This is a genomic window from Methanothermobacter sp. EMTCatA1 (genome assembly GCF_002356395.1).
Lineage (GTDB): Archaea > Methanobacteriota > Methanobacteria > Methanobacteriales > Methanothermobacteraceae > Methanothermobacter > Methanothermobacter thermautotrophicus.
The window spans coordinates 969,244-982,010 of record NZ_AP018336.1; the positions used below are offsets into that span (position 1 = coordinate 969,244).

Annotated in this window: 10 protein-coding genes and 1 CRISPR repeat array (1 of these 11 running past the window's edge); all 10 genes read right to left on the reverse strand. The window is 38.4% G+C overall.

The window, feature by feature from the left end:
* Positions 1 to 2,231: a CRISPR direct-repeat array (repeat unit 30 nt; unit sequence ATTTCCATACTATTCAGTCTATTTTAAAGC) (it extends 2,621 nt beyond the left edge of the window).
* Positions 2,232 to 2,336: 105 nt separating this feature from the next.
* Complete coding sequence (gene cas2, locus tca_RS05135; protein WP_286708623.1) at positions 2,337 to 2,600, reverse strand: CRISPR-associated endonuclease Cas2; 264 nt, start codon at positions 2,598 to 2,600, stop codon at positions 2,337 to 2,339.
* 44 nt (positions 2,601 to 2,644) lie between these two features.
* Complete coding sequence (cas1b, locus tag tca_RS05140) at positions 2,645 to 3,616, reverse strand: type I-B CRISPR-associated endonuclease Cas1b (protein WP_048175676.1); 972 nt, start codon at positions 3,614 to 3,616, stop codon at positions 2,645 to 2,647.
* Positions 3,617 to 3,627: 11 nt separating this feature from the next.
* Entirely contained in the window at positions 3,628 to 4,116 is a 489-nt protein-coding gene (gene cas4 / locus tca_RS05145) for a CRISPR-associated protein Cas4 (protein WP_048175677.1), read from the reverse strand.
* Positions 4,117 to 4,130: 14 nt separating this feature from the next.
* Positions 4,131 to 6,548 (reverse strand): CRISPR-associated helicase Cas3', encoded by a 2,418-nt coding sequence (cas3, locus tag tca_RS05150; RefSeq protein WP_286708624.1) that lies wholly within the window; start codon positions 6,546 to 6,548, stop codon positions 4,131 to 4,133.
* Positions 6,549 to 6,583: 35 nt separating this feature from the next.
* A complete protein-coding gene (cas5, locus tag tca_RS05155) occupies positions 6,584 to 7,282 on the reverse strand; it encodes a CRISPR-associated protein Cas5 (RefSeq protein WP_286708625.1) in 699 nt (232 codons plus the stop codon).
* 11 nt (positions 7,283 to 7,293) lie between these two features.
* Entirely contained in the window at positions 7,294 to 8,205 is a 912-nt protein-coding gene (cas7i, locus tag tca_RS05160; protein WP_286708626.1) for a type I-B CRISPR-associated protein Cas7/Cst2/DevR, read from the reverse strand.
* A 1-nt stretch (position 8,206) separates the two neighbouring features.
* A complete protein-coding gene (locus tag tca_RS05165; protein ID WP_286708627.1) occupies positions 8,207 to 9,877 on the reverse strand; it encodes a hypothetical protein in 1,671 nt (556 codons plus the stop codon).
* Positions 9,874 to 10,587 carry a CRISPR-associated endoribonuclease Cas6 gene (cas6, locus tag tca_RS05170; RefSeq protein ID WP_286708628.1) on the reverse strand — a complete coding sequence of 238 codons (714 nt, stop codon included), beginning with the start codon at positions 10,585 to 10,587 and terminating at the stop codon, positions 9,874 to 9,876. The genes tca_RS05165 and cas6 overlap by 4 nt, the downstream gene beginning before the upstream one ends.
* Positions 10,588 to 11,012: 425 nt before the next feature.
* Complete coding sequence (locus tag tca_RS05175; protein WP_286709234.1) at positions 11,013 to 11,777, reverse strand: ABC transporter permease; 765 nt, start codon at positions 11,775 to 11,777, stop codon at positions 11,013 to 11,015.
* Between the two features lie 47 nt (positions 11,778 to 11,824).
* Positions 11,825 to 12,763: an ATP-binding cassette domain-containing protein gene (locus tag tca_RS05180; protein ID WP_115891984.1), complete on the reverse strand. Its 939-nt coding sequence runs from the start codon at positions 12,761 to 12,763 to the stop codon at positions 11,825 to 11,827.
* Positions 12,764 to 12,767: the final 4 nt, after the last annotated feature.

The window sequence follows — 12,767 nt, forward strand, 5'->3', positions numbered from 1 at the left end:
ATACTATTCAGTCTATTTTAAAGCCCTCTTCGTTGAAGGTGATGGTGATCCTATCACCTTCATTTCCATACTATTCAGTCTATTTTAAAGCCCTATACTCATCTGAATACCCTCTTTCGATTAGGTACTATTTCCATACTATTCAGTCTATTTTAAAGCTAAAACAAAAATAACAACTAAAAACATAAACAAACACTATTTCCATACTATTCAGTCTATTTTAAAGCGGGCTTTACACATTGGAGATGACGAAGATATAGAAAAATTTCCATACTATTCAGTCTATTTTAAAGCACAATAAACCAAATAAAGCTTTAAGCAACCTTAAAGCCTATTTCCATACTATTCAGTCTATTTTAAAGCTTTTCCCAAAAAACGCCCGGAAATAGCTTATTCATCAATTTCCATACTATTCAGTCTATTTTAAAGCACTCTTCATGTGTAATATCATTACGCTTGAGGAGTAATTTCCATACTATTCAGTCTATTTTAAAGCGAAATAGCAATTAGAATACAAAATGCCCGACTATTATATTTCCATACTATTCAGTCTATTTTAAAGCTACAATTTTAACATATCCACAAAATAGTACCCAATTTCCATACTATTCAGTCTATTTTAAAGCAAAACACCCTTGACAACATAAAAAGGGGGAGATACATTTCCATACTATTCAGTCTATTTTAAAGCCGGGCGGAACGGGTTTTGTTAAACGTTGAAAATGATTATTTCCATACTATTCAGTCTATTTTAAAGCGTGGTATTTATGGATATTATTGAACAGATGAATGATTATTTCCATACTATTCAGTCTATTTTAAAGCAATTGCTTATTCTCCTGGATATTCGTTATATCAATATAATTTCCATACTATTCAGTCTATTTTAAAGCTATGAACCGGCATTGGATCAGACCGTTTAGCGTGGCATTTCCATACTATTCAGTCTATTTTAAAGCAATGACCGTCTTGACGATATTAAACGCCTAATCGACGAAATTTCCATACTATTCAGTCTATTTTAAAGCTCTACAAGTGTGACATTCTCACACTTGAGGAATATAAATTTCCATACTATTCAGTCTATTTTAAAGCCCACTGAACAATTCTAATTCTACTTCTTTACAACCCAATTTCCATACTATTCAGTCTATTTTAAAGCCCGGGGGAGGGTACTGACGGTCCGCAGGAGTATAGATGATTTCCATACTATTCAGTCTATTTTAAAGCGAAGTAAGACCTCCACAACCAAGCCCCCATTTTCATATTTCCATACTATTCAGTCTATTTTAAAGCGCCTTAAACCACCATTGGAGACTGCCCGTGAACTCCATTTCCATACTATTCAGTCTATTTTAAAGCTGTAACTGTACCCATCCGCTGTGAGTGACCTGTACTCGATTTCCATACTATTCAGTCTATTTTAAAGCCCGCAGATCCCCGGGGCTCTGAGACTTTTCAGTGAGATTTCCATACTATTCAGTCTATTTTAAAGCCTGTATGACCTAGCCCTTCAGAGAGCTAGGCGTAAGGAATTTCCATACTATTCAGTCTATTTTAAAGCTAGTATGGAAATCCCTAACTTCGGTATATCTGTATAATTTCCATACTATTCAGTCTATTTTAAAGCAATATTCATGAAGTTCATAAAAATTTTGAAACGGTGCTATTTCCATACTATTCAGTCTATTTTAAAGCGAGGAACATGCGTGAGATAAGGGAACATGTGAGAGAAATTTCCATACTATTCAGTCTATTTTAAAGCCCAATATGGACTGATATCTGCCCTCTAATTGTGAAAAATTTCCATACTATTCAGTCTATTTTAAAGCCCCCAACCCATAACTGCACCCAGGACGAACCAGTCGAGATTTCCATACTATTCAGTCTATTTTAAAGCTATGATGTGACATGCAAACCTGAATGCGTCACTCAAGTATTTCCATACTATTCAGTCTATTTTAAAGCGGGACTGACACGGTAGCTGATTACAGGACAATCTAATTTCCATACTATTCAGTCTATTTTAAAGCGAGTCCAATTAGGAACACTATATGAAACTGTGATTTATTTCCATACTATTCAGTCTATTTTAAAGCATTCATTCGAAACCACAAAGAACCCTCCCCATCAAATTTCCATACTATTCAGTCTATTTTAAAGCACAACACTGTCCCTGCACTTAACTCAGACCGGAAAATATTTCCATACTATTCAGTCTATTTTAAAGCCGAGCCGATTATTTTGTTTTTAGGCTAAATACTTGCTGAAAATGCTTTGTTTTAACATGCTTATAAGTCTGCCTATAATGATGACTCTTATTTATAAAGGCTGACTTAAATTATAAAACCAATAGTGTTCTTTTCAATTCCAAGGACATGCGAAGAAACATATTTTTTACTGGGAAATTCATAAATCATCACAGAATCACATGTATCATCTATCAATTCACTGAGTCCTGTTTTTATCTCACCAAACTGCGCTTTACTTACTTCGCCTTCAAAAACTGAGTTCTGTCTCCAATGAAGATACATTTTCAAAAATTTATGAACCTTGTTAACTCTTTTGACATCAACGTCGTAAACCACCAGGAGGTACACTTAATCACCTGCTAAAAAAGTGCTTAAAATAATAAATTACAGTTTCACCACCATGCCCTGAAACTCTCATATTTCTGATCGCCCAGAAAGTGTTTTATTAATTTATAGGACTCCAGCCTCATCAGATACTTATAGGATACCTTTCTTTTGAGTTTAGGGTGCTTTATAGTCGTATCAAGCTTAGCCTGATATTCTTTGAGGAAAATCTGTTTACCCCTGTCTTTAAGCATTACACCGACATCTCTATCAAAGTCCTTCTCTGAAATCATGTTATTATTTACTAGTTTAAATATTACTCTGCCAACTATTAGCGGTTTAAAGATATCTGCTATATCCAGGGCAAGTGAAAACCTCCTTTCAGCAGGTTCATGCAGAAAGCTAATAGATGGATGGAGATAGGTGTGATATATCTCAGATAATGCGGATACGTATAATAATGAATTACCAAAGGATAAAAGGGCATTTAATTCTGTCGTTGGCGGTCTTATTTCACGTTTATCCATTTTAAACCTTTTAAGGATCTTATTAAAGCTCTGATAATAAGAATTCCACATGCGGCCCTCATTACTCATTATCTGCGCAACATTCCCTTCCACAACCTCTTTCTCTATCATCTCAATATATTCGCTAACATCCTTCCCTCTTTTTTTGTAATACTTCATTGCTTTGAGTAGGTTATGTTTAATACCGAGAACCATCTCCCTCGCGATTTCTGATCTTTTCGTTGGATCCAAGTAATGTTCCGCCTGTTTTACCACCACAAGCCCGGAGTTAAGCTGTACGCGCGGGTATAAAGACCCTTCATAATAACCGTATTTATTGAAAAAATTAACCGGGATGCCCTTTTTCATCAATATAGATGATGCCCCTGATTTAATTGAAACTTTACCATAGCAGTTTATCTCGTTTATGCGGTTTATTGGAAGAGGCTTCTTAATGTCTTTATTGATAAAATATAATGTATTTCCCTGCCGGGACAGTATCCCATGAGAAGTTATATACAAAGGGTCCTTCATTGAATCACCTGTTAGATCATGCAGAACTCATAATAACTACATCTACGACAGTAACGTTTAGAAACGGGTTTAGGGGGGTATTTCATTTTAACAACATTTTTTATGCTTTCAACAATTTTCTCGATTTCCGACTCCAATTCAGGCGTTAAGTGGAGTTCTTCCCTTTTCTTTTCAGTAGGGTACACAAGCACTCCTTTCACGTTTTTTCCTGTGAATTTCCTTATATACCATAAATAATAATAAAGCTGATATCTGACAGGCTCTTCAAGGCTGCTTGACTTTTTTATTTCAAAAATAGTCAGATTTTTCTTATTCATGAAGTCTATAGAAATTTCTCCGAAGTTTATGCTTTTCTTTTCTCGTGAGAAAGTTTTTTCATGGAGGAGCCTCCCCATCTGTATGTCTTCGTTATCATAGTTCATGTTTATCTGGTTCGCAAAGAACCATAATTCTCGCTTACAGGCCACATAATACTGAACCATGACACCAGTTACTTTCATGAAATCACTTTAAACTATATAATGTTCCAGAGTTCCCCTTCAGAAACCTCAAACCCATAGGCATAACTATAATTAACCCCATGAATAAGATAGAACCTTTTCATATCATCCACCTTCCCTTCACGTAGCATCTTAAGAAATAGCCATTTGTAAATCCCCACAGTATTTTCAAACTTATCAGGATCTTCTTCATCGAAGAATGCAGCAGGAACTACATCAATTTTTTCAAATCTCTCATCAACATCTCTAATTGAGAGTAAACGTGAAACTTCTTCCATGTTCTCAGTCCTGAAGCGAATGGTGTAAGGACCTCTTTTGTTGATGATTTCATCGTACTTATTGTAGCCTCTTTCGAGTTTTTTGTTAAAAGAAAGGTTAATTGACTCTATTTCAAGGAGGGATGTGTAAAGATTAAAGACCATTTCACTCATTTCACCCAGGGACGGCTCCCCATCCTCTATTATGTTCTTCGAACACTCTATCACCTCTCTCCCATAGGGATAGACCCATCGACCATTTCCATTTTCGGCTTCTATACAGGTTTCTATGTAAACCTCTCCTTTTTTATGCGGATCTTTAGATCTATTTATTCTACCCAATCTCTGAGTTATCGCATCTATTGGTGCTATTTCTGTGAAAAGTACATCAAAGTCTATGTCCAGGGAAATTTCAACCACCTGAGTCGCTACAACAACTAGTCCCCTGTTTTTCCATTTTTCTTTAAGCTCAATTTCACTTTCTTTTTGTTTTCTATGGGCCTTTGTGAATTGAGAATGATAGAGAATTAGGTTAGAATCCCTGTCAAAAGAATCGCTTGTTTTGAAGCTTCCGGACTCTTCCAGTGCCCTATAAACCTCTTTTGCTTTGTTAACAGTGTTAAGGACAACAAGCACCTTTTTATTATTATTGAATTTATTTATTATGCTATCTATTTTATCAAGGATAGAAGAATTTTCGGCCTTCAATGAAAAGGGTCTGTGCTCAAAAAGGCCCTCCTCAGTTATCATATTATAGTCCAGATCCTCTAAGAGAATATTCTCAACATTCACAGGGAAGGTTGCGCTCATTATCGCGAATTTACAGCCCCTATTATTAAGTTCACACAATATTCTTTTTAGAACACCCATCATTTGCCAATCATAGGAATGGACCTCATCAACAATTAAGAGACAGTTTTCTACATTCAATTGGGAGAGAGGCCACTTATAAACATTGAAAAAGCTCAAAAGAAATGAGTCAAGTGTAGAAACCGTTATAGGCTTTGAAAAGGTTTTGTTAATTATTTTTTCCTTCCAAATCTTTTCCTGATCGTCATTATATTCTTCTGCAAGTATAATAGAAGATGATCCGTGCAATATACCCACTTTATCTTTTCCAAAATAGTCTTTAAGACGTTTATACATTGAATTGCTAGTCACCTGCGTGGGCATAGTATATATTATTTTAGTATGCCTGTTCTTCAGATTATTTAAGGCCCATAAGAGGGCTGCTTCCGTTTTACCCTCGCCTGTCGGTATTTTTATAAAAATGTTGTCTGAACTTTTAGAAGAGACCTCCTGGAATCTCTTTAGACCATGAAATTCATGACCTCTTAAATTGGCTCTGGCTCTTATTTTATCGATAAGTTCATCCTTAGAAATTAATTCTGCATCAAGTTCATAGGATCCACTTGAAAACCAGTCTGCTCTAATTAAGTTTCCTGTGATGAAGCCATATATCTCCTTTACTTCTTTCTTTTTCGAAGGAGTGGCTTGGCTGAGCATAGTGTTCAGGTTATCAATGATTCCTTCTCCCCATGATGACCAGGAAAATGTGTCCCTCAATAGGTTGTATGGCTTTTTGGACGGCAGCTCAAATTTGAATTCGTAGGGGCATGGTCTATTAAAAAATTCTTTATAATATCTTTTATATTCTTTAGCAAATTTTAATGTCTCCTTAAAAAAGGTGGGTGGTTCCAGCTCCGCAAATCTTTCATCCGAATAAATATCATCGTGAAGAAGTGTATGATGTGTGAGTATCGAAAGCGTAATGTAGTCAACATCTCCAATTTTAGGCATTTCAAGGTTATAAGTAAAGTAAACAGAGTACAAGGGGTGGTATGACTTCTGTTTCTTTAAAATTTTATCATTATAGAATTCAAGGGTTCCCTTTCCTATATCATGAAAAAACACTGCAAAAAATAATACATCTAAGAGTAGCTGTTTTTCGATTTTGTGTCGCTTTGCAAATGAATCAAAGGTCTCTGTATTTTCATTGAGAAATTTCCTTAATGATTCTAAAGCCCCCCTCGTATGTCCTTCAAGGGTGAATGATTTTTCATCATTGGTTTTCGCTATAAGATTCTCCTCAAAAAAAGAAGGATCTGTGTCATATAATTCCTCAAATCTGGCTCTATGATCGCTGACAAACTCCTTTAAATTCATCATTAGCATCATCGTCACCCCGTTAAAAGTAGTAACTGAATGAATCACAGGAACTCTATGTTATAGTGGTACTCTTCGTCAATGTAAAGATCTTTATTTCTGCTCATTTCACATGAAAGACCTGCAAACTCTACTATCTGAGCAAATTTAGTGGGTTTTCTTGGGGTTACATTATTATTAAAGTTGAGATTGACTGAAATCACTCTGGGCGGGAATAAATTAGAGACTTTTGTTGCCAGTGGCTGATACCTGAACTTCATGCCCTCTTCCAAGGTAAATACGCTGTGTACGGTGCTTTCCTCCCTTGATTCCATGGTAATTTTTTGCGGCTCTCTTATGATCACCATCTCATCATCCATACCAAGAGATGGAACTCTTGAAGGATACTTAAGAGATCTCATCACATCATCGAGAAGATGGGAGTCCTGTGTTAACACATAGATTAAAAATTTGCCCATGTAGATCCTTTCACGTTGAAGTATGTCCCTACCAGCTCCAGAAGACTTCCATTTTTTAAAGGTCCATGCGTCATTGAAAATGGAATTTATATGAAGGGGGACTATTCCAATCCCTAATTTATCAAGAAAGGCGTAATAGTCCCTCTCATTTTTACCCATGATGTTTGTGAGCATGCCTACGACCTGGGTCTTCGTCGGGGCAAGGTATGTAAGCTGATGAACCGATGTCTGAGGTATCCTGAAAGAATTAATAAGACCCTCAACAATGAATCTCACTGCATCCATTTTAACACCAGTTACAACCAACCTTTTATATTATCCAGAGCTTTGTTAACGGATGTCACAGTTTCCTTAAACTCGGATCTGATCTCCTCTTCATTAGTGAATATGCCTGATCTTATGCCTATACTGTATTCCTCTATTATGTCATCAAATTCATCAAGGATCTCTTTAACGGGGTCAATGTCAATACCGCCTTCTTCGTTTACTCTGAGAGAATTCAGGAAGATGGGTGTACCTGCTTTCTGTTTTGTGACAACTACAAATTTCGGGGTTAGGTCATCCAGGAGCCTTGCCTTTTTTGCTCCTCCATCAATACTTTTAAGTGCATTTACCAGATATTCCACCCTTCTTCTCCTTTCTTCTGGGTCAATGACAGGCTCGATATCATAACTAAGTTCATCGACAATGGATCCAATTACATCCATATCTATTACAATTGTCCCCTTCATGAAGTTGAAGGTGTTTATTTCAACTTTGACAAGATCTCCGCCTTCCTGACCTTCTTTTTTCCGGGTTAGTAGATCGCTATCTCCATTCCATGGGAATATACTCACGAGAGGGGAGACCTTTACCGGTGACCACCTTCTAAGAGCCATTGAGCCAGACCCTTTAACTGCTTCCATGAAGCCAAATAGGTCCAGGTCTGGGTGTTTGTCCAGTATTCCTTTGTATCTGGCCTTATCTTTCCCTTTAACTTTTATTATGTATTCTCCCTTATTATCCAGCTTGGTGAGTTTCATCCCGAGCTGATTCATTGTCTCCTTAAGGTAGTATCTCAGGGCCTGTCCTGAAACATAGGGGTAATAGTCACCCTTGTTATCCTGTACCTTTTTTAGAACCACCATATTTCCAGGGTTTTCACTGCTGTTGAGGTTATCTATATTAACCTTTGTTATGTATCCTATATTTGCAAATGTCCTGCTCATTCTAATTTCCTCCTTTGTTTTTGGCGTATCTAGTGGATAGGTATTTCTGTATAGCATAAATAGCCAGATAATTCCTTATTAGAACTACCCTGCTTTCTTTGGAATCCATCAGAATTTCCTGAATCAAATCGCCGTACCTTTTTTCATCTTCTGTTGAAGAATTCCAGAGAGCTCCAGCATCTTCTTTCAGTATTTCGTATTCAAGGTTTTTAAAGAACTCCGTGAGTCTTTCAAAGTTTCCTATTTCTCTAATGGAATATAAAATATCCTTTTTATCGTATTGGGCTGCAAAATACCCGATTCTGTCTCCAACGAGTTGGCACTTATTATGCAATTCTTTCATGTCAGACATTCCAGTTACCTCCAGATATTCTGTAAGAAATTTATAGATAAGGAGAGGGTTAATGCCAGAAGGATTATCCTGTGAGAGATTATAAAAAGAAAGGTCGGTAATAACAGGGTCTATGGGGAGACCCAGTAGTATTCTTCTCGAGATCTCTTCTCTTGGTAAGTTCTTGATTTGAGGTTTGCTTATATTCTTATAATAGGAATAATTCATCAGTAGATTTAAAAAAGGAGTGTCTGATTTGTTTCTTAAATTTTTAATCCTGTCAAAGAATTCTGATATATACGAAAACTTGTTGTAAATCTTTAAATCATCCACTCCACGGGATGTGACAACAAAGTAGTCTATGGACAGATAAGCAAGTTCATCTCTGTCAATTATTTTTCTCTTAATTTTTTGGATTAAGAGGAGCAATCTTGAATAAGGACCACTTGTAACAAAATCCCCTTTTTTTAAAAAATTAGTCTTTCTTGAAGATTCCTCAAGGTAATCCTCTGGAATCATCAGCATCTTCTTTATATCATACAAGAATGTGAGTGAGGGTGCTGATATGATGAACACGTTATTGTCCACGAAATAATTATTTAACAAACCATATCTATAAATGAGGTCACACATGAAACAGGCCGTTATATCCTTTTTTAATCTTAAATCTCTAAATGATGGCTTTGGATCCCCCGTACCAAAATCAAATATCAGATTGGTAGATTTTATTGAAAAAGATCCTTTTTTGTTCTTATCATCTATGTACTTTGAATACTTACTTCCACAGAAGAAGCATTTATCCCCTGCTTGGATTTTTTTTATTTTTGATGAAATTGATTCTCCAAGTTTTTCTGGTTTAAGGTATATCATTACATTACTACCTTTTTTACCATACTGAAGGTCACCACTTACCTTTCCATCAAAGCTGTTTTTAGCCTCAGCTTCCTCCTTTTTTAGAGCTTCAAGTTTTTTTTCGGTTACCTGCATCCTGGGTAAAAGATCTTTTGTGCGTTCAGACCTCTGTAAATATGGTTTAACATTAAGTTTTGGTGCTATAATGACTCTATCATTTACTGGATCGTAGTAAGGTCTGTTATTGTTGGTTTCCTCAAACGCCTTGGAATAATAAATACTCCTTAAGATGAAATAGACCTCTTTCAATTCTGTGAATGATCCATGAAATGTGATCTTATTATCCGAGAGCTCAAATTTAGAATCCCCATATTTCACAGTGTAATCATCAATATTTTCAAATCTCTCATCTCTCCTAAGATCAAAAAAGATATTCACAAGGCCATTATCATAAAGGAAATCCCTCTTACCAAAGCTTATTGTAATCATCTTACACCCTCCAAAGTATTTAGCATTCCAAAACCCAGTGAATTTTTCTCACCAATGCCACAATCCAATAAAAACTTGTAAAACCTTTTGTTATCCATATTAAACTTTTCAAGATTCTTCCAGAGAGTCCCTATGACAATAAACATTTTATCTGCCCTTTTAAGCCTTACAGCAACCTCTCGAGAGTATTGTAGCCGGTCAAAAATGTTTCCATCAAAGTGATAGTCATCATCATAAAATGCATTGTATTTCTTCAAAGCATTTTCTTTCACTCTCTCCATGAAAAAAGACAAATCATGTGAATTTTTCATTGAAAAATATACGTTTTTTCTATTTTTTTCATATAGGACTACGGGCGTGCTTGTTATAAATTGCCTTCCCATCTTTGGTTTGAAAAGGCTCACTGATTCCAGATGAATGGGAATCTTTCCCAGGTAATAGGAGTCCCTTTTCTTAATCTCCTTTTCAATCGTCTTCAGGAGCCTGATTGCCGGTGAAGAAATTATTAGATTCTTGGTTTCATCCTTTTCAAAATCACGAACAGGAAATATATTCGAAAAACAGAAATATTTGAAGCCTTTTATGTCGTGGTAACTTTCAAATTCAGGACTTCTCTTTAAAAAAGAGTAAATAAAGCCCTGAATAGTATAATTATTGATTGAATAGTATTCAAAATCTTCTTTTGGCTTAAATTTGATAAGAAGCCTCATCTTTAATCCCTTGAATTTTTCTAGATATATTCTGGAAGATCTACTAATTGTATGGAATACGCTACATGTCAATAATTTAAATTGACATAAGGGTATATAAATTTATCTATTTTTGTTTAGGTAATATCTGTAACAGATTTCTGCATTATATCCTATGAAGATGGCTACTGCTGTCTATCTCCTCCATTCCTCTTCATGATTAACCTGGACCTGCTGGATGATATGCATGCTTTACTATGTAAGTGTCCTCAATGCCCGAGTCCCCCCTTAAAGTGAGGGCATGGTGTAGGATTTTGATGTGATGGTTCCCCACTGCAGCACATATACGGAGCTGTCCCGATTGAAACCATCGACCTCAGAGGGTATCCAGGTGAGTTTGCAGGGGAACCCATATTCTCCTTCATTCCTTCAGACTCAATGAGGGCCTACATGATGTTCTGTTCCTTCCGGTTGAAGAGGAAGGCTGCGATGAGCACCGTTACCACAGCAAAGATGGTTATAACCACCATGTTAACGCCCAGGGGTAGAACTGATTCCCTGAGTATCGTGAATCGAAGGGCGTCAACTGCATATGTGAGGGGGTTAATGTACACCGCACCCTGAAGCCAGGCCGGGAGCCCGGTTATGGGGAACAGGGCCCCGCTGAGGAGGAATATGGGGAGCACTATGAAGCTCATTATGAGGTTGAATCCCTCCATGCTGTCGGTGAATGCGGCTATAACCAGTCCGAGGCCCCCGAGGCCCATGGAGATTATGAGGGCTATCAACATGCTCACAATGAAACACTGGGGTGACATGGTGATCCCGACTATGAAGGATAGTGCCAGGAGTATGGCTGCCTGTATCATTGAGGCAGTGCTTATCCCCAGTGCCTTACCAACCACCATTGACTCCCTGGATATGGGCGCCACCAGGATCTCCTTCAGGAAACCGTACTGTCTGTCGATTATCACCGAGACCCCTGAGAATATGCTGGTGAAGAGCACTGTCTGGCCTATGATCCCCGGATAGATGAATGCCTTGTATCCCCCCGGGACACCGCCGAATCTGACCGCGGCCCCCAGCCCTGTCCCGAATATTATGAGCCAGAGGAGGGGGGTGACTATTGATGTGACTATCCTGGATCTGTACCGGAAGAATCTCTTCATTTCACGGAGCCATATCGTGTATATACCCTCGATTTCAGCCATTTCAATCACGCCTCCAAGCAGAAACACAGGAAACCATCAGGAACCGGTCACGCCTCAGTTATACCCCTGCCTGTGTACTTTATGAATACATCCTCAAGTGTGGGGTGTTCGAGTTCCACGGCCCTCACATAGTAGCTGTTCCTTGCTGCAAGGTTAACTATCTCCGGGACCAGGTTCTCTCCCCGTTCAACCAGTATTTTAACCTCATCATCCATGAGGTAGGCCTCCTTGACATAGTCCTGCCTCTGGAGGAGTTCATAGAAGTCAGGTGCCCGGTCAACCCTGACCGTTATGGTGTCTGCTCCAAGCTCCCTTTTGAGGTTCCCTGGACTGTCGGCCTTTATGATCTCGCCGTGGCTCATTATGGCAACCTCATCGCAGAGCTTATCGGCCTCCTCCATGTAATGGGTTGTCAGCAGCACTGTGACGTCCTCCTCCCGGTTGAGTTTCTCTATGTACCTCCATATGCTCTCCCTTGTCTGTGGGTCGAGTCCAAGGGTTGGTTCGTCGAGGAAGAGGACCCTTGGATGGTGTATGAGTCCACGGCCTATTTCCAGCCTCCTCTTCATCCCCCCGGAGTAGGTCTTCACGTACTCGTCTGCCTTGTCTCCGAGGGCTATGAGATCCAGGACCTCCTCTATCCTCTTATCCCTTATATCCCTGGGTACACCGTAGAGGGCGGCGTGCATCTCCAGGTGCTCCCTGCCTGTGAGTATATCATCCAGGGCCCTTGACTGGAAAACTATCCCAATGGATTCCCGGACCTTCCTTGCATCCTTCACTATGTCATACCCGTTGACAGTGCCCCTGCCCCCGGTGGGGCGGAGTATGGTGCAGAGCATGGATATCAGTGTCGTTTTACCGGCCCCGTTTGGTCCCAGGACGCCGTATATGGATTCCTCAGGGACCCTCAGGTTCACTCCCTTAACCGCCAGGAAGTCATCATACCTCTTCCTTATATCCTCTGTCTCGATTATGTGATCCATTTAA